The organism is Embleya sp. NPDC055664, from assembly GCF_053618075.1.
In genome coordinates, this window is sequence record NZ_JBSHGZ010000009.1 from 68,490 (window position 1) to 90,372 (window position 21,883).

19 protein-coding genes are annotated in these 21,883 nt (G+C 72.6%); 15 read left to right on the forward strand and 4 right to left on the reverse strand.

The window, feature by feature from the left end; translation table 11 throughout:
* Positions 1–7 precede the first annotated feature (7 nt).
* Positions 8–1,351, reverse strand: coding sequence for a GAF domain-containing protein (locus ACWGR4_RS17885; RefSeq protein WP_452133195.1), 1,344 nt, complete (start codon positions 1,349–1,351; stop codon positions 8–10).
* Positions 1,352–1,523: 172 nt separating this feature from the next.
* Here ACWGR4_RS17885 and ACWGR4_RS17890 point away from each other — a divergent pair, with 172 nt between their 5' ends.
* Positions 1,524–2,333: an alpha/beta fold hydrolase gene (locus ACWGR4_RS17890; protein ID WP_452133194.1), complete on the forward strand. Its 810-nt coding sequence runs from the start codon at positions 1,524–1,526 to the stop codon at positions 2,331–2,333.
* 98 nt (positions 2,334–2,431) lie between these two features.
* On the forward strand, positions 2,432–3,370 hold the full coding sequence (locus ACWGR4_RS17895; protein ID WP_380002537.1) for an SAM-dependent methyltransferase: 939 nt from the start codon (positions 2,432–2,434) through the stop codon (positions 3,368–3,370).
* Positions 3,371–3,701: 331 nt separating this feature from the next.
* Here ACWGR4_RS17895 and ACWGR4_RS17900 read toward each other — a convergent pair whose 3' ends face one another.
* Positions 3,702–4,460 carry a DeoR/GlpR family DNA-binding transcription regulator gene (locus tag ACWGR4_RS17900; RefSeq protein ID WP_126638788.1) on the reverse strand — a complete coding sequence of 253 codons (759 nt, stop codon included), beginning with the start codon at positions 4,458–4,460 and terminating at the stop codon, positions 3,702–3,704.
* A 299-nt stretch (positions 4,461–4,759) separates the two neighbouring features.
* On the opposite strand from ACWGR4_RS17900, the gene ACWGR4_RS17905 reads away from it, so the two are divergent.
* From ACWGR4_RS17905 to melA, 6 genes are all read left to right on the forward strand, one after another.
* Positions 4,760–5,611 carry an endo alpha-1,4 polygalactosaminidase gene (locus ACWGR4_RS17905; RefSeq protein ID WP_452132971.1) on the forward strand — a complete coding sequence of 284 codons (852 nt, stop codon included), beginning with the start codon at positions 4,760–4,762 and terminating at the stop codon, positions 5,609–5,611.
* 200 nt (positions 5,612–5,811) lie between these two features.
* Positions 5,812–7,140 (forward strand): extracellular solute-binding protein, encoded by a 1,329-nt coding sequence (locus tag ACWGR4_RS17910; RefSeq protein WP_380002538.1) that lies wholly within the window; start codon positions 5,812–5,814, stop codon positions 7,138–7,140.
* A 26-nt stretch (positions 7,141–7,166) separates the two neighbouring features.
* Positions 7,167–8,126 carry a carbohydrate ABC transporter permease gene (locus tag ACWGR4_RS17915; RefSeq protein ID WP_380002539.1) on the forward strand — a complete coding sequence of 320 codons (960 nt, stop codon included), beginning with the start codon at positions 7,167–7,169 and terminating at the stop codon, positions 8,124–8,126.
* Positions 8,123–9,004, forward strand: coding sequence for a carbohydrate ABC transporter permease (locus ACWGR4_RS17920; RefSeq protein ID WP_380002540.1), 882 nt, complete (start codon positions 8,123–8,125; stop codon positions 9,002–9,004). Before ACWGR4_RS17915 ends, ACWGR4_RS17920 begins: the two co-directional genes overlap by 4 nt.
* A gap of 67 nt (positions 9,005–9,071) precedes the next feature.
* Complete coding sequence (locus ACWGR4_RS17925) at positions 9,072–10,028, forward strand: carbohydrate kinase family protein (RefSeq protein WP_452132970.1); 957 nt, start codon at positions 9,072–9,074, stop codon at positions 10,026–10,028.
* On the forward strand, positions 10,028–11,338 hold the full coding sequence (gene melA / locus ACWGR4_RS17930; RefSeq protein WP_452132969.1) for an alpha-galactosidase: 1,311 nt from the start codon (positions 10,028–10,030) through the stop codon (positions 11,336–11,338). Before ACWGR4_RS17925 ends, melA begins: the two co-directional genes overlap by 1 nt.
* 127 nt (positions 11,339–11,465) lie before the next feature.
* On the opposite strand, the gene ACWGR4_RS17935 is transcribed toward melA, so the two are convergent.
* Positions 11,466–12,719: a GNAT family N-acetyltransferase gene (locus ACWGR4_RS17935; RefSeq protein ID WP_452132968.1), complete on the reverse strand. Its 1,254-nt coding sequence runs from the start codon at positions 12,717–12,719 to the stop codon at positions 11,466–11,468.
* Positions 12,720–12,877: 158 nt separating this feature from the next.
* Here ACWGR4_RS17935 and ACWGR4_RS17940 point away from each other — a divergent pair, with 158 nt between their 5' ends.
* From ACWGR4_RS17940 to ACWGR4_RS17950, 3 genes are all read left to right on the forward strand, one after another.
* A complete protein-coding gene (locus tag ACWGR4_RS17940) occupies positions 12,878–14,071 on the forward strand; it encodes an MFS transporter (RefSeq protein ID WP_452132967.1) in 1,194 nt (397 codons plus the stop codon).
* A 138-nt stretch (positions 14,072–14,209) separates the two neighbouring features.
* Positions 14,210–14,800 carry a CGNR zinc finger domain-containing protein gene (locus ACWGR4_RS17945; RefSeq protein ID WP_452132966.1) on the forward strand — a complete coding sequence of 197 codons (591 nt, stop codon included), beginning with the start codon at positions 14,210–14,212 and terminating at the stop codon, positions 14,798–14,800.
* Positions 14,797–15,255: a protein-tyrosine phosphatase family protein gene (locus tag ACWGR4_RS17950; RefSeq protein WP_452132965.1), complete on the forward strand. Its 459-nt coding sequence runs from the start codon at positions 14,797–14,799 to the stop codon at positions 15,253–15,255. The genes ACWGR4_RS17945 and ACWGR4_RS17950 overlap by 4 nt, the downstream gene beginning before the upstream one ends.
* Before the next feature lie 159 nt (positions 15,256–15,414).
* On the opposite strand, the gene ACWGR4_RS17955 is transcribed toward ACWGR4_RS17950, so the two are convergent.
* On the reverse strand, positions 15,415–16,371 hold the full coding sequence (locus ACWGR4_RS17955) for a polysaccharide deacetylase family protein (protein WP_452132964.1): 957 nt from the start codon (positions 16,369–16,371) through the stop codon (positions 15,415–15,417).
* Positions 16,372–16,538: 167 nt separating this feature from the next.
* On the opposite strand from ACWGR4_RS17955, the gene ACWGR4_RS17960 reads away from it, so the two are divergent.
* From ACWGR4_RS17960 to hpaE, 4 genes are all read left to right on the forward strand, one after another.
* Positions 16,539–17,213 carry a formylglycine-generating enzyme family protein gene (locus tag ACWGR4_RS17960; protein ID WP_380002548.1) on the forward strand — a complete coding sequence of 225 codons (675 nt, stop codon included), beginning with the start codon at positions 16,539–16,541 and terminating at the stop codon, positions 17,211–17,213.
* A 617-nt stretch (positions 17,214–17,830) separates the two neighbouring features.
* Positions 17,831–19,303 (forward strand): fumarylacetoacetate hydrolase family protein, encoded by a 1,473-nt coding sequence (locus ACWGR4_RS17965; protein WP_380002549.1) that lies wholly within the window; start codon positions 17,831–17,833, stop codon positions 19,301–19,303.
* Positions 19,300–20,238: a 4-hydroxy-tetrahydrodipicolinate synthase gene (dapA, locus tag ACWGR4_RS17970; protein ID WP_452132963.1), complete on the forward strand. Its 939-nt coding sequence runs from the start codon at positions 19,300–19,302 to the stop codon at positions 20,236–20,238. The genes ACWGR4_RS17965 and dapA overlap by 4 nt, the downstream gene beginning before the upstream one ends.
* Complete coding sequence (gene hpaE / locus ACWGR4_RS17975) at positions 20,235–21,755, forward strand: 5-carboxymethyl-2-hydroxymuconate semialdehyde dehydrogenase (RefSeq protein ID WP_452132962.1); 1,521 nt, start codon at positions 20,235–20,237, stop codon at positions 21,753–21,755. Before dapA ends, hpaE begins: the two co-directional genes overlap by 4 nt.
* The last annotated feature ends 128 nt before the right edge of the window (positions 21,756–21,883 follow it).

Consider the following 21,883-nt stretch of genomic DNA (forward strand, 5'->3'; position numbering starts at 1 on the left):
CGCCCGCTCAGCCCGCCGCCGTACCCGCCCACCGCATCGCCGTGTCCGCGTCGGCCGTCTCCACCACCCGGTTCCGCAGCCGTTCGTGCAGCGCCGCCCGCAGTTCGAGGACGCGCGGCGCCGTCGAGCCGGGCAGCAGCGGCCCCCGGTAGCGGTCCAGGAGGGTGTCGGCCGTGGTGTCCCGGTTCGACAACGCGTGGTCCAGGTCGAGGAAGTCGGCCTCGCAGTCTCCGGTCAGCCGATACGGGTCCGACGCCAGCCGATGGCCCAGGATCGCGCGCAGCCGGGCGAGTTCGGCCCGCACCGTGGCCGGGCGGCCGGTCGGGCCGTACACCGCCTCGGTGATCGCCTTCGCCGTCATCCCGCCCGGTTCGCTCAGCAGCGTGGTGACGATCTCCGCGTGACGGCGGGTGAGTTCGTGGGTGGCGCCGGCCATGTGCAGCCGCGCCCGGCGCAGCCCGAGCGCCTCGAGGCGCATCGGCGCGGCGGTCACCGGCCCGGAGGCGCCGTCCTCGGCGATGAGCAGGAACAGGCCGCCCGCGGCCAGCCGTTCGACGAGCACGAGTTGTCCGCCGGGCAGCAACATCGGGCCTTCGCCGACCGGTATCGGGAGCCGATTGGGCAGCCAGCCGGGCGGATCCGCGCGCACCACGCGCCCGCCGGCGTCGACGATCGCGCTGCGGGTGCCCAGGCGGCGGGCGATGCGCTCGACGTAGCGGGTGCGTACCCGCATCTCCTCGCGCAGCCGGACCGTCTCCAACTCCGACTGGGCCAACCGCCGGGCGGTGTCGAGCAGCGGGATCGCCAGTGGCTGCCAGTGCCGTTCGGGGCAGGTGAAGTCCAGGATTCCGAGCAGGTCGCCGCTGATCGGGTCGTGGATGGGCGTGGCGGTGCAGGTGTAGGCCGTGGCCGCGGACAGGAAGTGCTCGGCGCCGAACACCTGGAACGGCCGCCCGGTCGCCAGTGCGGAGCCCACCCCGCTCGTGCCCGCCGCGTCCTCGCTCCACAGCGCGCCCGGCAGCAGGTGTACCCGCTCCGCCGAGCGCAGCGACGTGTGGTCGCCCTGGACCCACAGCAGGTGACCCCGGGCGTCGCTGAGGAACAACAACCGGCCCGGATCCTCGGTCAGTCCGCCCAGCGAGCGGCGCAGCAGCGGCCAGATCCCGGTGAGCGCGTGTTCCTCGCGGTGGCGGGCCAGTTCGTCGTCGTCGAGGCACACCGGCGGCAGGTAGGCGTCGGGTGCCAGCCCGTGTCGTCGGGCGCGCGACCACGAGGCCCGGATCGGGCCGCGAACCCCCGACGCCGTGCCGCCGCTCAGCGCCCGTTCCCGTGCGTCCGATCGGTGTGCCATGGAGTCATCATGCCGGCACGGTCGGTCGCCGGCGGGGCGGGTGTCGTCGCGGGTTCTGCAACGTTGGTGCAACCCCCCTGCGACGTCTGGCGGAACGGCTCCCGGCTCGCGCAGACTGCCGGCAGTGCGGCGCGGCGAACGGGGTGCCGTGACCGAGACCGGAGGAGATGGCGTGCCCTATCTGGAACTGTCCGACACCGTCCCGCTCTACTACGAGGAGCACGGCGCGGGCCGGCCCGTCGTCCTGCTGCACGGTTGGACGATGAACGGCACCTTCTGGTCCGGGAACGTGGCCGCGTTGGCGGCGGAGAACCGGGTGATCGTGCCGGACTTCCGCGGCCACGGCCGGTCCGGGAAGACGCCCGAGGGCCATTCCCTGGACCAGTACGCCCGCGACATCCGCGAGTTGGTTCGGTCCCTCGATCTCGCCGAGGTGACCGTGGTCGGCTGGTCGATGGGTACCTCGGTACTGCTGTCGTATGTGCGGCAGTTCGGGTGCGAGGGGCTGCGCGGCGCGGTGTTCGTCGATCAGTCGCCGCGCTTTTTGGACGGCCCCGACTGGGAGTTCCCGCTGCTGGGCGGGTATTCCCCCACCGATCTGGCGGTGTTCGCGCAGACCGTGCGGCACGCTCGGCCGATCGCGGTGAAGCCGTTCATCGAGGCGTGTTTCGCCGAACCCCCGGCCGCCGAGGCGGTGGACGCGGTGTACGCGGAGACCACCCAGACGCACACGTCGTCCGCGCTCGACGTCTGGATGGACATGGCGCACTCGGACTGGCGGTCGGTGCTGCCGCAGGTGACAGTGCCGACGCTGCTGGTCTACGGCGAGCGCAGCCGGGTCTTCCCGGGTGACCTGGCCGGGTGGCTGGCGGGTGTGTTGCCCGATGCGCGGATCGAGCGGTTCTCCGCCAGTGGGCACGTACCCTTCGTCGAGGAACACGAGCACTTCGACGCAGTCGTCACGGATTTCCTCCGCCGCTGATCTCCCCAGGCGCACCGGAGGAATACGCGGGCCCGCCCGGCGGGTACCCCCGCCTCGCCCGATCCGGGCGGCCCGTGACCCGAGAATCGGGAAGGCCGATGATTGTGATTCCCCAGCAGGCGCCGGAAACCCGATCGTGCGCGGGCCGGCCGGTGCCGGCTCGACCGCCGGTCCAGGTGTCCGCGACGCGCCGGTCCGGGCTGCGCACCGATCTGCCGCATCCCGCTCGCATGTACGACTACTACCTGGGAGGCAAGAACAACTTCGGGGTCGATCGCGAGGCCGCCGACGCGGTGCTCGGGGCGGCTCCCGAGGTACGCGCGATGGCTCGGGCGAATCGGGCGTTCCTGCGCCGCGCGGTGTCGTTCGCGGCGGGGTGCGGGATCCGCCAGTTCCTCGACATCGGGGTCGGCATGCCCACCGCCCACGACACGTACGAGTGCGCGGTGGCGGCCACCGAGGAGGCGCGGGCGGTGTACGTGGACAACGATCCGCTGGTGCTCGCGCACGCCCGGGCGTTGTCCGGTCGGCCCGGTCGGGTGCGGGTGGTGGAGGGCGATCTCCGCGATCCGTACGCGCTGTTGGCGCGGGTGTCCGGGCGTTCGGGGGTGGATCTGGATCGGCCGGTGGCGGTGGTGCTGACCGCGGTGTTGCACTACCTGTCGGACGCGGACGATCCCCGGGCCGTGGTGGGCGCGTTGGCGGGTGCGATGGTGCCGGGCAGCATGCTGGTGCTCTCGCATGTCGCCGCCGATCTGCGGCCGGAGGCGGCGCGGGCCACGGCGGAAGCGTATCGCCGCTCGGCCGCCCCGCTGTTTCCGCGCACGGCCGCGCAGGTGCGGGCGCTGTTCCCCGGCCTGGACCCGGTCCGGCCCGGCGTGGTGCCGATCTCGTCCTGGCGCGCCGACCGACTTCCGCGTCCGCTGGTGGAGCGGGAGTGGATGTACGCGGGGGTGGCCCACAAGCCGCCTCCGGGACGCCGGGAGTGTTCGGGTACGGGTCGCGTCCCGGCCCGGGCACTGCGCCCCTGCGCCTGAGCCGGTCGCAGCCCCGCAGGGGAGGGCTGCGACCGGCTCGGAAACGAGCGGACCGGCATGCACGTCGACCGCCGGCTCGGCGTGCGTGGGCGGGCCCGCGCGTCCGGCTCCGGATCACCCGCCTCCGACGCGAGGCCACCCGGCCGCGCCGTCCCACCGTCCCGGCACGGCCGAGCCGAACCACCCGCACCGCCGCCTCGCACCGTCCCCGCACGACCGGGTCGAACGGTCCCTGCGCCGCCGCGTCGAACCGCCCCTGCAACACCGCCGCGAACCACCCCCGCACCGCCGGCCTCGGACCGCCCCCGCACCGCCGACAACGATCGTCCCCTCAGACCACCGTCACCGCGACCCCCGCCTCCGCGATCCGGGCCAGTTCGTCCTTCGGCGCGTCCGCGTCCGTGACCAGGTGGCCGATCCCGGACAGTGGGCAGATGCGGGCCAGGGTGGCCTTTCCGATCTTGGAGTGGTCCGCCACCACGATGGTGTGGTTGCTGCGGTCGGTGAAGGCCCGGTCGGTGGCGGCCTCGAGTTGGTCGTGCGTGGTGCAGCCGTGGGCGGCGCTGATTCCGTCCACGCCCAGGAAGGTCACGTCCGTGTAGTAGTCGGCGAGGGTCTTCTCGGCGATCGGGCCGACCAGTTCGTAGCTCTCCTTGCGGGCGGTGCCGCCGATCACCACGAGCGTGACGTCCTTGTGCAGGACCAGTTCGGCGGCGATGTTCACCGCGTTGGTGACGATGGTGACCGGCCCGCGCTCGGCCAGGATGCGGGCGATCTCGGTGGCGGTGGAGCCGCCGGTCAGGCCGACCACGGCCTCCGCCGGGACCAGGGCCGCCGCGGCGCGGGCGATCGCCAGCTTCTCCGGTCGGCGGCGTTCGCTGCGGTACTGCATCGGCGTCTCCAGGCCGATGTTGCCCACGGACGCCCCGCCGTGCGTACGGCGCAGCAGGTTCACCGCGTCCAGGTGCTGGAGGTCGCGGCGCACGGTGGCCCCCGAGACCGCCAGGATCGCGGACAACTCCTCGACGCTCACGCTCCCGTGTGCGGCAACGTGTTCGAGGATGCGCGCGTGGCGCTCGGTTCTCAACATCCGCGCAGCATATCCGTGCGCATTCGCGCAGTCACGAGATCCACCGGCGCAATCCACGGATGGTCGGGGGACGGCATTTCCGGCCTCCGTATGACAACTCCCGTGAGCACTGTGCGCACTGACGATCTCTTGACATGACGAATGTTGCTCGATTTACTGCTCCGACGCCGAGCAGCGCAATCGGCGTCAAAGGTACGCCCAGCCGGTAGCCGGCGTGAAGCCGCAAGCCCGGACAAAGTCGCCAGGATGCCAGTCGACATCCGAGGCGGGGACGTATCCTCCGCACCTGGAGTTCGATGATGAACACCTTCCTCCCGGGTAGATCGGCCCGCCGTCTCGCTGCCTTCGCGGCGACCACCGCGGCGATCGCGGGATCCCTGTTCCTCACCTCGTCCGCGAGCGCCGGCACCACCGGGCCCGCGAACGCCCCCAAGAGCGCCGCCGTCACCCTGCCCCCCACCCACGCGAAGTTCGACTACCAGATCGGCGGCGCCTACACGCCGCCCGCCGGGGTCGAAGTGGTCACCCGCGACCACTCCGCCACCCCGGCGCGCGGCCTGTACAACATCTGTTACGTCAACGCCTTCCAGGCCCAAAAGGGCGCGGAAGGCAACTGGAAACCGGGCGAGTTGCTCCGCCGCGACGACGACACCGTGGTCTACGACGGCAAGTGGAAGGAGGCGCTGCTCGACATCCGCACCCCCGAGAAGCGCACGTCCGTCGCCGCCAAGGTGAACGCCCTGATCGACGAGTGCGCGGGCAAGGGCTTCCAGGCCGTCGAGCCGGACAACTACGACAGCTACACCCGCTCCGAGGACCTGATCACCGCCGAGAACGCCAAGGCGTTCGTCACGCTGCTCTCCGCGCACGCGCACCAGCGCGGACTGGCCATCGCCCAGAAGAACACCTCCGAACTGGCCCCCGACCGCGCGAGCACCGGGCTCGACTTCGCCGTCGCCGAGGAATGCGGCCAGTGGAACGAATGCGGTGAGTACACCAAGTCGTTCGGCAACAACGTGATCGTGATCGAGTACACCGCCAAGGGCCTGAACACCGCCTGCTCCAAGTGGGGCGGCAAGCTCAGCGTCGTGCGCCGCGACCTGAACGTCGTCCCGGCCGGCAGCAGCGGATACCTGCGCAAGACCTGCTGACCCCCGGCCACGATCGTCGGCCCGGCGCCCCGATCCCGCACGGATCCCGCCGCCGGGCCACCCCCTCCGCCACGCGCGCCCCCTCGCCCTCGCCCGTCCGGGCCCGCCCCGGGGCGACCGCCGACGCGCGCCCACCCGCTCTCGCCCTTGCTCCGCCACGCCCCGCCCCCGCACGCGTTCCGACATCTCCCGGAGGTCCAGTGGTTCTCGACCGGTTCCATCCCACCGGCCTCTCCCGGCGCGGCCTGCTCCGCATCGGCGCCGGTGCCGCCGCCGCGACGGCGCTGTCCACGACGCTGGCCGGGTGCGCCGGCACCGACGACGGCGTGGGCGCCGACGGCCGGGTCACGATCGAGATGTGGCACGGCCAGACCGACACCGGGCGCGAGGGGCTGGAGGCCCTGGTGGAGCGGTTCCACCAGGCCCAGTCGGGCATCCGGGTCGACCTCGGCGGCGGCGTGCTCGCCGACGCGATGCTCCAGAAGATCACCGCGGCGCTCGCCGCCGGCTCCTACCCCGACATCGCCTACGTCTTCGGCTCCGACCTCGCCGGCGTCGCCCGCAGCCCCAAGGTGGTCGACCTCGGCGACACCGTGCGCTCGGCCCCCACCCCGTGGGACGACTACTGGGAACCGGCCCGCCAGGCGGTCACCATCAACGGCCGGGTACGGGCCGCGCCCGCCGTCCTGGACGCGCTCGCCGTGATGTGCAACAAGAAGCTCTTCGAGGACGCCGGCGTCGCGCTCCCGCAACCCGGCTGGACCTGGAACGACTTCCTGGCCACCGCACACCGCCTCACCGACGCGCAGCGCGGCGTCTTCGGCACCGGCTGGCCGGGCGCGGGCGACGAGGACACCGTCTGGCGGTTGTGGCCGATGATCTGGGACCTCGGCGGCGACGTGGTCGCCGAGAACGGCCGCGACATCGGCTTCCGCGACGTCGGCGCCCGCGCCCTGGAGACCGTCGAGGCGCTGGCCCGCGCCAAGAGCGTCTACATCGACCCCAAGCCCGGCGGCGAGCAGATGTACCAGGTCTTCGCCTCCGGCCGGATGGGCATGGTGGTCACCGGCCCGTGGCAGATCCCCGACGTCACCGCGGCGGGCATCGACTACCACGTGGTGCCGCTGCCCAGCTACAGCGGCCGGCCGATGACCATCTGCGGCCCCGACACCTGGACCGTCTTCGACAACGGCGGCGCCCGGGTACGCGCCGCGCGCACCTTCGTGTCCTGGCTCAACCAGCCCGACCAGGACGTCGAATGGGGCGTGCGGGCGGGCAGCCTGCCGCTGAGCCGGATCTGCGAGGCCAAACCCGAATGGCGCGCCCACGCGGCCGAGACGCCGGGCCTGGACGTGTTCACCCGCGCCCTGGAGACGGCCCGGGTACGGCCCGCGCACCCCGCCTATCCGCAGATCTCCACGGCCCTCGCCGAGGCCATCGTGTCCGTGCTGCTCGGCAAGAGCAGTCCGACCCGGGCCCTGAACCGCTGCGCCGCCGCGGCCAAGGCCGCCCTCGTCATACCGCGTTGACGAATACCGCGTTGAGGAGCCCCTCCATGTCATCCCTGCCCGCTCCACTCACGCTGTCCGACCACGATCGCCGGCACCGCACGCTGCGCCGCAGACGCCGGCGCGAGACGGCGACCGCGTGGGCGTACATCCTGCCCGCCGTCCTGGTCGTACTCGGCCTGAGCATCGTGCCGTTCGTCTGGTCCCTGCTGCTGTCCTTCCGGGCCGACGACCTGGTCACCCCCAGCCGCTGGGTCGGCGTGGACAACTACGACGCGCTCACCCAGGACCCGCACTTCAGCCAGGCGGTGCGCAACACCCTGCTGTACACCGCGCTCTACGTGCCGCTGAGCATGGCCCTGGGGCTGTTCCTGGCGCTGGTGCTCAATCGGCGGATCAAGCTGGTGGGCTTGTACCGCACGCTGATCTTCGTGCCGTTCGTGATCTCCGCGACGGCGCAGGGCGTGTTGTTCTCGTTCATCCTCGACCCGGAGTTCGGCGCGGCCAACTCGGTGCTGCACGCGCTCGGGATCAGTCGGCAGGGCTTCCTCACCGATCCCGGGCAGGCGTTGCTGGTTTTGGTGGCGATCTCGGTGTGGAGCGGCACCGGGTTCTGCGTGGTGATCTACCTCGCCGCGCTCCAGGACGTGCCGCCGTCGTTGTTGGAGGCGGCTCGGCTCGACGGCGCCGGGCGGTGGCAGTTGTTGCGGCACGTGGTGATGCCGACGCTCACTCCGGTCAGCCTGTTCCTGGTGTTGTGGCAGACGATCAACGCGTTGCAGGTGTTCGACCTGGTCTATGTGACCACCAAGGGCGGTCCGCTCGGGTCCACCACGGTGATCGTCTACTTCATCTGGGAGCAGGCGTTCAAGAACTTCACCGCCGGGTACGGCGCGGCGGCGGCCTACGTGCTGGCCCTCGCGCTCCTGGTGATCGGGGTCGCGTCGCGGCTCGTGCGGGGCCGCAGGCCCGCCGGCGCCGTGCTCGTCGAAGGCGGTGCCAAGTGAGCGCGGCGACCGTCGAGGCCGCCCCCGCGCAGGCCCGGCCGGCCCCGGTCGCGGCGCCGCGTCGCCGGCTCCCGTTCAGCCCGTGGCATCTGCTGCTGATGCCGCTGTCCCTGCTGTTCGCGCTGCCGCTGGTCTGGCTGGTGCTCAGTTCGGTGATGACCAACGCGGAGATCAACCGGTTCCCGCCCGCGCTGTGGCCCTCGGGGATCGACCTGGGCGGCTACCGCTACGTGCTGGGCAATGCGATGTTCCCCCGCTGGTTCGCCAATTCGCTGATCGTCTCGGCGGTGGCGGTGGCCTCGAACCTGGTGTTCGGGGCGCTGGGGGGCTACGCGTTCGCCCGGATGCGGTTCGCCGGGTCGCGCGTGTTGATGGTGGCGATGTTGGCGACCATGGCGATCCCGTTCCAGCTCACCATGATCCCGACGTTTTTGATCATGAAGCGGCTCGGGCTGATCGACACGCTCGGCGCGCTGATCATCCCGTCCCTTGTGACGCCGTTCGCGGTGTTCCTGCTGCGCCAGTTCTTCCTGTCGCTGCCTCGGGAGTTGGAGGAGGCCGCCTGGATCGACGGGTGTTCGCGACTGCGCGTGTTGTACCTGATCGTGTTGCCGCTGTCCCGACCGGCGCTGAGCACCGTCGCGGTGCTCACCTTCCTCACCACCTGGAACGACCTGACCTGGCCGTTGATCGCGATCAACCACGACACCAAGTACACACTCCAACTGGGCCTGACCACCTTCCAGGGGCAACACCACACCCAGTGGGCCGCGGTGATGGCGGGCAACGTGATCACCGTGCTGCCCGTGCTCCTCGCCTTCCTCTTCGCGCAGAAGGCGTTCATCCAGTCGATCACCTCCAGTGGTCTGAAGGGGTAGCGATGTCACGGGAGTTCGACCCTCTCGTGATTCGCCCCCCGTCCACCGCACACACCCGGGAAGCCCGATGCCGCACACCTTCGACCTGCTCGTCCTCGGCGACGCCAATCCCGACGTCGTGGTCGGCCCCCTCGACCGGCCGTTGGCCTTCGCTCAGCACGAACACCTCGTCCCCACCGGTCTGCTCACCCTCGGTGGATCCGGCGCGATCACCGCCTGCGGCGCGGCCCGGCTAGGGCTGTCCGTCGCGATCGCCGGCCGGATCGGCGACGACGACGCGGGCCGCTTCGTGCGCGCCGCGCTCGCGGATCGGGGCGTGGACACCTCGGCGCTGCGCGTCGACCCGAGCCTGCCGACGCCGCTGACCACGGTGCTCACCCGCACCGACGGGGACCGGGCCATCGTCACCGCGGCCGGCACGCTGGCCGCGACCGGACCCGACGACGTACCCGCGGAGTTGCTGCGGCGAAGCCGGCACGTGCACGCCTCCTCCTACTTCCTGATGCCGCGACTCGCGCGGGCGCTGCCGGAGTTGCTGCGCATCGCCCGTGCGGCCGGCGCCGCCACGTCCCTGGACACCAACGACGACCCCGCCGGGCGTTGGGACCCGGCCGGACTCGCCGCCGTATTGCCCACCGTGGGCTACCTGTTGCCCAACGCCCAGGAGGCCCGGGCACTGGCCGGCTCCCCCGCCGCGACCACCGAGCAGGCCGCTGCGCGGCTGGCCGGGCACGGCCCCGTCGTGGTGGTCAAGGACGGCGGCGCCGGCGCCTTCGCGCACGATGGTGCGAACGTGCTGCGCACCCGGGGCATCCCCGCCGAGCCGGTGGACACCGTCGGCGCCGGAGACAGCTTCGACGCCGGCTTGATCACCGCCCTGCTCGCCGGCGAACCCCTCGCCCGAGCCCTCGATTTCGCCGCCGCGTGCGGCGCCCTGTCCACCCGAGCAACCGGCGGCACCGCCGCCCAACCCACCCGGGACGAGGCGCTGGACGCGCTCGCCCGCAACGGAAAGAACCAGTGATGACCCGCACCAAGATCGTCTTCGTCGGCGCCGGCAGCGTCGTGTTCACCCAGGGCCTGTTGGCGGACCTGTTCGCCTTCCCGGAACTGAAGGACGCGCACATCGCGCTGCACGACATCGACCCCGAACGCCTGGCCACCGCGCAGGGCGCGGCCCGGCTGATCGCCGACGACCGGGGCGCGAGCCCGCGGATCACCGCGCACGCCGACCGCCGCGAGGCGCTGGCCGGCGCCCACTTCGTGATCAACATCATCCAGGTCGGCATGCGCGAGGCCACCCGGACCGACTTCGACGTGCCCGCCGGCTACGGACTGCGGCAGACCATCGGCGACACCCTCGGCATCGGCGGCATCTTCCGCGCGCTGCGCACCTTCCCGGTGTTGCGCGCGCTGGGCGCGGACATCGCCGAACTGTGCCCGGACGCCTGGCTGCTCAACTACACCAACCCGATGGCGATGAACGTCGGCTACCTCCGGCGCGCCACCGGCCTGACCCGCGTGGTCGGCCTGTGCCACTCGGTCTACTGGACCATGCAGGGCCTGGCCGAACTGGTGGGCGTGCCCTACGAGGAGGTCGACTACCTCGCGGCCGGCGTCAACCACCAGGCGTGGGTGTTGCGCTTCGAACACGCCGGCGCCGACCTGTACCCGAAACTCGACGCGCTGATCGCCCGGGACGAGCAACTGCGGCGCCGGGTACGGGTGGACATGTATCGCCGGCTCGGCTACTACCCGACCGAGACCAGCGAGCACTCCAGCGAGTACGTGCCCTGGTACCTGGGCCACGACAGCGAGATCAGCCGACTGCGGCTGCCCGTCGGGGCCTACCTCGACATCGTCGACGAGAACGTCGCGGCCTACGAGAGCACCCGCGCCGCACTCGCCGCCGGGCAGCCGGTGCCGGTCGAGTCGACCATGGAGTACGCCCCGCAGATCATCCACAGCATCACCACCGGCACCCCGCGCACGGTCTACGGCAACGTGCCCAACCAGGGTCTGATCGACAACCTCCCCGCCGAGGGCGTGGTCGAAGTCCCCTGCCTGGTGGACAGGTTGGGCGTACAACCGACCCGAGTCGGCGCGTTGCCGCCGCAGTTGGCCGCCCTCAACCGCACCTACCTGAGCGTCAACGACCTGGTGGTGCGCGCCGCGTTGGAGGACGACCCCCGGCACATCCGCCACGCCGCGATGATCGACCCGGCCACCGCCGCGGCATTGCCGGTCGAACGCATCTGGGACCTGTGCGACGACCTGGTCCGCGCCCACGGCAACCTGCTCCAGCCGGCCCTGCGCGCCACACTCGGCCACTGAGATCCGGTGATCGACGTGGCGCCGGTCGCCGCGCGGGAGGTGGTGGCCGCCGGGGTGGCGGCCACCGTGGCACTGCGGGCGGGGGCGGTCGTCAGCCGGCGCCGCGTGACCCGGCGGCCCCCGTCGCTCAGTAGTCCTCGTGCGCGTACGGCAGCAGGTCCGTGCGGAGCGCCGCGTCCAGGCGGTGCGCCGCGCCGGGCGTGGTCTCGGTGACCAGTCCGGCCGCCACCAGCCGGCGGATCGGCGTGCCGCCCAGGTAGCAGGTGGCCAACTCGCGTACGTCCAGGGCCAGATCGGGTGCGGCGTCGGTGGCGGTGTAGGTCGCCCCGGTCGGGTCGGCGGTGAGCCGGAAGCGGCCCTGGTTCGCGGGCAGTGCGGCGTCGCGCACGTCCAGGACCAGGTCCACCGGCGCCGCCCAGGACCGCGCGGTCAGCGCGGTACGCACGTCGACCAGGCGCAGCCGCAGCGCCGGATACTGCCTGATCACCCGCACCTGATGGCGATCCCCCGCGAACTGCAGCAGCGGGTCGTCGAGCGGCCGGGCCCAGGCCACCACCTTGTCGATCAGATCGATCGAGACGAGAAAGGCCCACAACGCGGCGGCCACCGGGGCGTCCTGCGCCTCCAGTTCGAACACCTGGAGCACGTTGGCCGAGCCGGCGGGCCCCTTGACCTCCTCCACCCGGTAGACGACGTAGCCGGCCGGGGTCTCGCCCCGCTCGCCGAGCGCGACGACCCGGATCGGCTCCTCGTCCTCGTCGTCGAGGAGCACCACGGTGCGCCACCACTCCTCGTCCCGGTCCAGCCGCCCGCCCCGCCTGCCCCGCACGGCCGCGTAGACCGGACCGAGCAGGCCCGGCGCCTTGGCCGGGTCCACCAGCCGCAACGGCCGGGGGTCGGGCGTGATGCGCAGGTCGAGCGGCCGGCGGGCGTCGATCTCGATGCTGCACCCGAGGGTTCCGTTGCCGTAGCCGAATCGGCCGTAGATCGTGTCCTCGGAGGCCCACAGGCAGGACAGCGGCTGGCCGAGTTCGGCGCACCTGCGCCACTGTTCCGCGATCATCCGGGTCAGCAGTCCGCGCCTGCGGTGGGTGGGCGCCACGGCGACGTAGTCGAGCCCGGCGCACGGCAGTTCGCCGCCCGGCACGGTCAGCTTGAAGCGGTGCGCGACGACGGCGCCGACGAGGGCGTCGTCCTCGTAGGCGCCGATCCGTCCGCAGACGCGCAGCCTGTCCCGGTGTTGTTTGCGTTCGTCGGCCGAGTCCGCCTCGTGGAAGGCCAGATCGGCGAGATCCACGATGCGATCCACCTGCGACTTGGGGATTTCTCGGATGTCGAGGGTCACCCTCGCGACGCTAGCCGGGTCGGGTTCGCCGCGCATCGCGTTTTTTGCGGGCCCGCGCGGCCCGGGCCCGGCCCCCGGCTCATCCCCCACTTGAGGGATGGGCCGGGGCCCTCGCACACACGATCGTCGTCGGCACAGTCACCCGCGGATCCGAGAACGGTCGGCCGCGGGTCCGAAACGGAAAAGGAGCGGTCATGCGGCTGCGTTTGATCGTCCTGGCCGTCGGCACCTTCGCCATGGGGGTCGACACGTTCGTCATCGCGCCGATCCTGGGGCCGATGGCCGACGACCTCGACGTGTCCCGAACCGCGGCGGGGTGGCTGATCACCGCGTTCGCGCTCGCCTACGCCCTGGGCGGGCCGGTACTCGCCGCCGCCGTCGGACACCGGGCGCCACGCGGCCTGTTGCTCGGCGGCCTCGCGGTCTTCGCCGTCGGCAACGCCCTGAACGCGGTCGTGGGCGACTACGGCCTCGCGATGATCGGTCGTGCCCTCGCCGGCGCCGGCGCCTCGCTCTACACCGTCAATGCCCTGGCGGTGGCCCGGGCCACCGCGCCACCGGGGCGGGAGGGGCGGGCCACCTCGGTGGTCGTCGGCGGCCTGACCACCGCCATCGTGCTCGGCCTGCCGCTCGGCGCCTGGCTCGGCTCGACCACCGGCTGGCGCGTGGCGCTGTGGCTGATCGTCGGCCTGGCCGCGGTGGCCGGCGCGGGCATCGCCGCGGTGGTCCCCGACCTGCCGGGGCTGCCACGCCGGACGCTGCGCGAACGGGTCGCGCCGCTCACGGACTTCCGGGTCGTGGTGATCCTCACCGCCACCCTGCTGTGCCTGACCACCAGCTGGACCGTCTACACCTACTTCGACAAGGTGACCCGACCGGCCACCGACGGCGATGCCGGGCGCACCTCGCTGATCCTGCTGACCTTCGGCATCGGCGCGGTCTGCGGGAACTTCCTCGTCGGCCGCCTGGCCGACCGCTTCGGCCCCGCCCGCACGATCGTGGTCGCCGCCCCGCTGCTCACCGCGGTCGCCGCCCTGGTGCCGGTGTTGTCCCGCTCGATGGCGGCGGCGTGTGTCGTGGTCCCGCTGTGGGGGCTGCTGCACTGGATGATCAACGTCCCGCAGCAGTTGCGGGTCACCGCCGCCGCCCCCGACGCGGTCCCGCTGGTTCTCGGCCTGCACCAGAGCACCATCTACCTCGGGATCAGCGCGGGCGGCGCGGCCGGCGCGGCGGGCTTCGCGCTCGGTGGCCGCGCGGGCATCGGGTGGGCCGCGCTGGCCACGGGTGTGGTCGCGCTGGCCGTGCTGGCCTGGTCGTTGCGGGTCGGGTCGGGGCCTCGGGACGAACTCCGGTCCGCCCCGGCCGGGGTGCCGGCCACGTCGGGCTGAGCCCGGGTCCGGAACAACCCGTACGGCCCCGTTCCGGCGGGGCCGTACGGGTGTCGCGCCGGCCGCCCACGAGAGCCGGACAGAGCCAGGTAAGGGTTGTAGTCTTTCTTCACCGGTTACTTCGGCGAAAGGCAACGTGTGCGCATCCCGATGGCCGACTACGTCGCCGGCGCGACCTTCGCGTCCGACCTGGTCAATACCTCGCCCACCGTGCGCGGCGACGCCGGCGACGCGCTCCCCGATCCGGCCGCGTTGGCGGGCCTCCTGGCCGGGCACGACCTGCGGCTCGACGCCCTTGCGGACAAGGGCGTGCCCACCGACGACGACCTCCACGCGGTTCGGCTGCTGCGCCGGGAGGTGCGCGGCGTCGTCGAGACCGAGACGGCGGAGCAGGCCGTCGCGGGCTCCGGCGTGCTCGTCGCCCGGGCCGGGCTCGCCCCCGTCCTGGACCGGGCGGCCGACGGCGGCTGGCAGTGGTACGTCCCGACCGCACCGGGGGCGTCCCTCGCCGACGAACTGGCCGCGTTCGTCGCGGTCGGCTTGTTCGGCGCCGTCCGCACCCTCGGTCACGACCGTTTCCGCGCCTGCGCCGGCCCCGACTGTCGCGGCGTGTTCGTCGACACCAGCCGGGCCGGCCGGCGCCGTTACTGCCTGCCGGACCTGTGCGGCAACCGGATCAACGTGGCCAACCACCGGGCCCGGCGGCAGCGGGTGGGGGTGGCCCGATGAGCGCCGCGATCGAACATCCGCCCCTGACCGGCGCGCTCCGCCTCCCCGACGGGGCCTGGATCCGTGCGCGCGGGTTGCGCCGTCCGCGGCCGGGGGGTGCGACGCCGGACTTCGGTCTCTATCTCGGCGACGAGCGGTTGCGCCGTCGCCACGACGCGGCGCTGACGTGGCCGCACGTCTGGCTCGACTGGCCCGACTTCCGGCTGCCGCGCGATCGGGAGGGGGCGATCCGGGAAATCCGCGCGCTGCACGAAAGGGCCCGTGCGGGCGGGGCGGTCGAGGTGGCCTGCGGGGGCGGCATCGGCCGTACCGGCACCGTCGTCGCGTGTCTGGCCGTACGCGCGGGCATCGCCCCCGCGGACGCCGTCGGCTGGACCCGCGAACACCACCACCGCCGGGCCGTCGAGACACCGTGGCAACGCCGCTGGGCACGCCGCTTCCCGACGGACGGCTAGGGCGTGTCTTCAATCTCCCGCCGAGCTCCACGACGCCCGGCACCGCACCTCGCCGCCCCGGAGAACCAGGCGAATGGAACCACTATGCACCTGCTTCTCCGGCACGCCGATGCACGGCACCGAACGCCGCGGAGCCCGACGGGAGATTGAAGACACGCCCTACAGGTAGTCGTCCAACCGAGCCAGGGCGAAGCCCTGCGCGGTGGCCGTGTCCACGACGCGGCGCAACATCTGGGCCATGTCGCCCTTCCACTGCCCGGGACCCCGGAAGTGGGTGAGGATGATGTCGCCCGGCTTGAGCCGGTGGTCGTAGCGATACTCGATCCGGTCCGGGAACGCCTCCTGGTTCCAGATCGGAAGCGCCACGATCCCGCACGACTGCGCCGCACGCAGGGTGTCCTCGTTGAACTCCCCGTACGGCGGCCGGAACAACCGCGACGCGACGCCGATCTCGCGCTCGGCGGCCTCCTGTTCCCCGCAGATCTCCTGCTGCTGGCGCGCGTAGCCGAGCTTTCGCATGTCCAAATGGTTCACCGTGTGGTTGTTCACCGCGACACCCTGCTCGTGCAGGCCCCGGAAGTAGTCCCAGCCGCCGCGAGCCAGATAGCCGCTGACGAACGCGCTGAACGGCACGCCCAGTTCACGGGCCATTCGGGCGAACTTCGGGTCCTTCTCCGCGCCGTCGTCGACGGTGAGGAAGACCACCCGGTCCTCGGTGGGCACCCGGTGCACCACCGGCGGGAGATCGCCGTAGCGGGTCACGCCGGGACCCGACTTCAGCACGGGCCGTGTGGCCGGCGGCGCGGGTGCCGCGATCGGCGCCCCCGCCAGGCCCCACTTCCGCGCGGCGGCGGCCCGACTCGCCGCGATCCGGGCGGCCTCCTGCTGCTCCGCACCCAGCCGGGCGGCCCGGATCTGCGCGTCGGCCTGCTCCCGGACGGCGTCCGGAATCGGCGCGGCAGGCGCGGCGGGCGCGTTCGCCGCCGCGATCGGCTGTCCCGGCTTGGACCGCGGCGCGCCGGCGTCCTCGTCCGCGCACCCCGAACCGGCCAGGCAGGCACACAGGCCGAGCGCGACACCCCATCGGGTGAGCGCGCGCCACGACGGGGACCTCATCGCATCCACACAGCTCATGGCGCCCCTTGTTGCCCGCTCCCGCCGACTTCGAACCCGGACGTTTGTTCGCCTCGAATGCCTCCATGCCTCGCACGGCCGAACGAACCGAGGCCGGAGCGATCCGCCCCGTGACGGCACGCGAGCCGGCCACCGCTAGGTTTTCGATCATGGACGCGACAGCGGACGACGCGATGGTCCCCCTCCCCGCCGGACGGGTCACCCTGTCCGATCGGCGCACGCAACACAGCTGGTCGGTCGACCTCGCGCCGTTCCGGCTCGCGGTGTTCCCGGTCACCCAGGCGCGGTACGCGCGGGTCACCGGCGAGCACCCGAGTGCCGCCGTCGGGGACCGGCTACCGGTCGAGGGCGTGTCCTGGTACGACGCGGTGCGCTTCTGCAACGCCCTGTCCGTACACGAGGGCCTCACCCCGGCGTACCACCTCGCGGCGGGCGTCGAGCCGGTCGCCTGGGACACCTCGACCGACGGCTTCCGACTGCCGACCGAGGCCGAGTGGGAGTATGCCTGCCGCGCCGGAACCACCGGCCCGCATCACGGCCCGCTCGACGACATCGCCTGGTATCGCGCCAACTCGGCGGAGCGCATCCACGACGTGGGCGGCAAGCAGCCCAATCCGTGGGGCCTGCACGACATGCTCGGCAACGTCTGGGACTGGTGTTGGGACGTGTACGACGCCGAAGTCTACGGCGAATACCGGGTGTTGCGCGGTGGCGGCTGGTTCGACGAACACTGGAGCCTGCGCGCCGGCGCCCGTCGGCGCAGCCATCCGAGCTACCGCGTCGACGATGTGGGATTCCGCGTCGCCCGCTCGATCCTGCCCTGAGTGGGCGACCGCGTCGCGACTGCCTTGCGCGGCCGGCCTCGCGGGACGAATGGGGGCGGCCCGGCGGGCGGACGGGGGGCCGGACGCCGGGCCGCGGCGGGCCCGGCCACGGGGGGAGCCGGCACCCACTCGCACCACTTTCCGCCCCGGCACCGGTAGCGCACAAGCCCGAACACGCCGACACCGGAGGATAGCCGGCCGACGCAGGCCGTGGGAGCGCGCTCATCGGCATCCGGCGTACCCCGGCGCGCGCCCGGCCCGGGTATGGCCGATTCGATGCGCTCGTCCGAACCCGCTCGCACTCGAACCCGGGCCGGGGTCGGGGGCCGGCTCGGGCATTACTTCCCAGGTCCCCTGAGCCGGCGAAACCGACCACCGCCGACAGCACCGACCCGACCGCTGCCTCGGTGGCCGGGTCCTCGTCGTGCCCGCGCCGTTCCCGCCGCCCCCGCCTGCCTGCCCGCCCGACCGAACAAGCGTGCCCCTCCGGGTGGTTGACAGTGGAACCGAGATCACCTCTATTATTCTATCCGGAATCATATACGTTCCGAGATGGCATCGCCGATCCGGCGGGCGGTACCAGGCACGAAGGGCGGTGGCGAGTGACGCAGGACGCGGTGACCGCATCGACGGGACGGCGGCCCGGCAAGGTGCTGGCCGTACACCTGAACTACCCCTCCCGCGCCCGCCAACGCGGCCGTGTCCCCGAGCACGCCTCCTACTTCCTCAAACCCGGCAGCTCGCTCACCGGATCCGGCCGCGTGGAGCGCCCGGCGGGCGTCGAACTGCTGGGCTTCGAGGGCGAGATCGCCCTGGTCGTCGGCCGCGCCGCGCATCGGGTGGCGCCGGCCGACGCCTGGGCGCACATCGGCTGGGTCACCGCCGCCAACGACCTCGGTCTGTACGACCTGCGGCACGCGGACAAGGGCGCCAACGTGCGTTCCAAGGGCGGCGACGGCTTCACCCCGCTGGGGCCCACCCTGCTGCCCGCGGCCGAGCTGCGTCCCGACGCGCTGCGGGTACGCACCTGGCTGGACGGCGAGTTGGTCCAGGAGGACACCACCGCGAACCTGCTCTTCGGCTTCGCCCACCTGATCGCGGACCTGTCCCGGCTGCTCACCCTGGAGGTGGGCGACGTGATCCTGACCGGCACCCCGGCCGGTGCCGGTGTGGCCGGGGTCGGGCAACGCATCGAGGTCGAGGTGGACAGCCTCGACGACCCGACCCGATCCACCGGCCCGCTGCGCACCGACGTGGTCGCCGGCCCCGCGCTCGCCGACTGGGGCACCCCGCCGCGCGTCGACCCGGCCACCCGCGCCGACGCCCACGGCACCGTGCCCGACCTCGCGCTCACCGACGACCTGCGCACCCGGCTCGGTCGGGTCGCGGTGGCCACGCTCAGCGTGCAGTTGCGCGCCCGCGGCTTCGACACCGTCTCCATCGACGGCGTACGACCGCTCACCCCGGGCACCCGCCTGGTCGGCACCGCCCGCACCCTGCGCTACATCCCGTTCCGCAAGGACCTGTTCGCCGCCCACGGCAACGGCCACACCGCGCAAAAACGTGCCGTCGACAACCTCGAACCCGGCCAGGTCCTGGTCATGGAGGCCCGCGGTGTGGACACCGCGGGCACCCTCGGCGACATCCTGGCCCTGCGCGCCCGCACGCTCGGCGCCGCCGGGATCGTCACCGACGGCGCGGTCCGCGACAGCGCCGCCGTCGCCGCCCTGGGCCTGCCCGTACTGGCCGCCGCCGCCCACCCCGCCGTGCTCGGCCGCCGGCACGTGCCCTGGGACGTCGACGTCACCGTCTCCTGCGGCGGCGCCACCGTACAGGTCGGCGACGTCGTGGTCGCCGACGACGACGGCGCGGTGGTGATCCCGCCCGCCCTGGTGACCGAGGTCCTGGCCGCCGCCGAGGAGCAGGAGGCGCGCGAGCGCTTCATCACCGAACAGGTCTCCCGGGGCGCCGCGTTGGCCGGCCTGTACCCCATCGGCCCCGACTGGGAGCCCGCCTACCGCGCCTGGCGGGCCGCGCTGCCGCCCACCCACGACCCGGCTTCGCCCATCACCCGCGAGGAGTATCGATGAAGTACCGCGCCGATCCGTCCCTGATCCGCGGCTCGATCGCGCCGCTGGTCACCCCCTTCACCGCCGACGGCGCCCTCGACACCGCCACACTGCGCCGCCTGGTGCGCTGGCAGCTCGCGGCCGGCTCGCACGGGATCTCGCTCGGCGGCTCGACCGGCGAGCCGTCCGCACAGACCCTGGCCGAGCGGGCCGAGGCGATCCGGGTGGTCGCCGACGAACTCGACGACCGGGCACCGTTTTTGCCGGGCACCGGGTCGGCCAAGCTGGAGGAGACGCTGGAGTTGACCGGCGTCGCCCGGGACGCGGGCGCCGACGCGGTGCTGGTGATCACCCCCTACTACGCGCGCCCCACCCAGGACGCGCTGTTCTCCTGGTACGCCACCGTCGCCCGCGAATACCCCGACCTGCCGGTGGTGATCTACAACGTGCCGAGCCGCACGGCGGTGGACATCGATCCGCAGACCGTGGCCCGGCTCTTCCGCGCGCACGAGAACATCGTCGGCATCAAGGAGACCACCAGGGACTTCGAACACTTCTCCCGGGTGATGGAGGCCGCCGGCCCCGAACTCCTGGTCTGGTCCGGCATCGAACTCCTGTGCCTGCCCGTGCTGACCCTCGGCGGCGCGGGCTTCGTCTCCGCGCTCGCCAACATCGCGCCCGCCGCGGTGGCCGAGATGTACGAGGCGTATCAGCAGGGCGACCTCGGTCGGGCCCGCGAACTGCACTACGCCGTACAGCCGTTGGTGGACCTGCTGTTCGTGGAGACCAACCCGGCGCCGGCGAAGTGGCTGATGCACCGGCGCGGCCTGCTCGGCTCCGACCTGGTCCGCCCCCCGCTGCTGCCGCTGTCCGAATCCGGCCGAACCGCCGTATCCGCCCTCGCGCAGAGCCGGTTCGACCTGCTGACCGACCCCGTCCTTGGAGAATCCGCATGAGCACCACCACGACGACGCCCGTCGAGCCCGCCGAGGTGCCCGCCGGGCTGCCCACCCGGCTGCGTCACTTCATCGACGGCCGGCACGTCGACTCCCTGGACGGCGCCACGTTCGAGGTCTGCGCCCCGGCGTCGAACCTGCCCTACGCCACCGCCGCTGCGGGCAAGGCCGCCGACGTGGCCGCCGCGGTGGCCGCCGCCCGCCGCGCGTTCACCACCGGGCCGTGGCCGCGACTGCCCGCCAGGGAACGGGCCGTGGTGCTCAACCGCATCGCCGACGAGGTCGAGCGGCGCGATGCGCGGCTGGCCGAACTGGAGACCTTCGACACCGGCCTGCCGATCACCCAGGCACTCGGCCAGGCGCAGCGCGCCGCCGAGAACTTCCGCTTCTTCGCGGATCTGATCGTCGGTCAAACCGACGAGGCATATCAGGTGCCGGGCCGCCAACTCAACTATGTGCACCGCCGACCGGTCGGCGTCGCCGGACTGATCACGCCGTGGAACACGCCGTTCATGCTGGAGTCGTGGAAGCTGGCGCCGGCTCTGGCGGCCGGCTGCACCGTGGTGCTCAAGCCCGCCGAATTCACCCCGCTGTCCGCGTCGTTGTGGGCCGACATCCTCACCGAGGCGGGCCTGCCCCGAGGTGTGTTCAACCTGGTCGGCGGAATCGGCGAGGAGGCGGGCGCGGCGCTGGTGGAGCACCCCGACGTGCCGCTGATCTCGTTCACCGGGGAGACCACCACCGGGCGCACCATCTTCGCCGCCGCCGCCCGACACCTGAAGGGGTTGTCGATGGAACTGGGCGGCAAGTCACCGGTGATCGTCTTCGCCGACGCCGACCTGGACGACGCGATCGACGCCGCGCTGTTCGGCGTGTTCTCGCTCAACGGCGAACGCTGCACGGCCGGTTCGCGGATTCTGGTCGAGCGCGGGGTGTACGAGGAGTTCGTCGAGCGCTTCGCCGCACGGGCCGAGCGGATCGTGGTCGGTCCCCCGGCGGATCCGGCCACCGAGGTCGGCGCGCTGGTGCATCCGGAGCACTACGAGCGGGTGTTGGCGTATGTCGAGGCGGGTCGCACCGAGGCGCGCCTGGTCGCCGGCGGCGGTCGCCCCGCACATCTGCCGACGGGCAACTACCTCGCGCCCACGGTGTTTCGCGACGTGCCGGCCGATGCCCGGATCTTCCGGGAGGAGATCTTCGGCCCCGTCGTGGCGCTGACCCCGTTCGACGACGAGGCGCACGCGGTGGAGCTGGCCAACGCGGTCGACTACGGCCTGGCCGGCTACGTGTGGACCAACGACATCCGCCGCGCCCACCGGGTGGCACACCGGGTCGAGTCCGGGATGGTGTGGATCAACTCGCACAACGTGCGGGATCTGCGCACCCCCTTCGGCGGGATCAAGGCATCCGGCCTGGGGCACGAGGGCGGCCACCGCTCGATCGACTTCTACACGACGCAGCAGGCGGTACACGTGGCCATGGCGCCGCTGCACACCGCCCGGTTCGGCGCCGCGTGACGATCGGGGGACCTCACGCGATCCGGCCGTCGGTTCGTCCCCGGCCGTATCCGCGCAGGTCGCTCGCTTGCTAGGTTCCGCACAGCTCTCGAAACCGGTTCCGCACGATTTGCGGACACCGGTTGCCG

Bases quoted from the DNA above. Each gene is read 5' to 3' on its own strand.
- ACWGR4_RS17885 (WP_452133195.1), bottom strand. From the start codon at position 1,351: ATGGCACACCGATCGGACGCACGGGAACGGGCGCTGAGCGGCGGCACG.
- ACWGR4_RS17895 (WP_380002537.1), top strand. From the start codon at position 2,432: ATGATTGTGATTCCCCAGCAGGCGCCGGAAACCCGATCGTGCGCGGGC.
- ACWGR4_RS17900 (WP_126638788.1), bottom strand. From the start codon at position 4,460: ATGTTGAGAACCGAGCGCCACGCGCGCATCCTCGAACACGTTGCCGCA.
- ACWGR4_RS17905 (WP_452132971.1), top strand. From the start codon at position 4,760: ATGAACACCTTCCTCCCGGGTAGATCGGCCCGCCGTCTCGCTGCCTTC.
- ACWGR4_RS17915 (WP_380002539.1), top strand. From the start codon at position 7,167: ATGTCATCCCTGCCCGCTCCACTCACGCTGTCCGACCACGATCGCCGG.
- ACWGR4_RS17925 (WP_452132970.1), top strand. From the start codon at position 9,072: ATGCCGCACACCTTCGACCTGCTCGTCCTCGGCGACGCCAATCCCGAC.
- melA (WP_452132969.1), top strand. From the start codon at position 10,028: ATGACCCGCACCAAGATCGTCTTCGTCGGCGCCGGCAGCGTCGTGTTC.
- ACWGR4_RS17935 (WP_452132968.1), bottom strand. From the start codon at position 12,719: ATGCGCGGCGAACCCGACCCGGCTAGCGTCGCGAGGGTGACCCTCGAC.
- ACWGR4_RS17940 (WP_452132967.1), top strand. From the start codon at position 12,878: ATGCGGCTGCGTTTGATCGTCCTGGCCGTCGGCACCTTCGCCATGGGG.
- ACWGR4_RS17950 (WP_452132965.1), top strand. From the start codon at position 14,797: ATGAGCGCCGCGATCGAACATCCGCCCCTGACCGGCGCGCTCCGCCTC.
- ACWGR4_RS17955 (WP_452132964.1), bottom strand. From the start codon at position 16,371: ATGAGGTCCCCGTCGTGGCGCGCGCTCACCCGATGGGGTGTCGCGCTC.
- ACWGR4_RS17960 (WP_380002548.1), top strand. From the start codon at position 16,539: ATGGACGCGACAGCGGACGACGCGATGGTCCCCCTCCCCGCCGGACGG.
- dapA (WP_452132963.1), top strand. From the start codon at position 19,300: ATGAAGTACCGCGCCGATCCGTCCCTGATCCGCGGCTCGATCGCGCCG.
- hpaE (WP_452132962.1), top strand. From the start codon at position 20,235: ATGAGCACCACCACGACGACGCCCGTCGAGCCCGCCGAGGTGCCCGCC.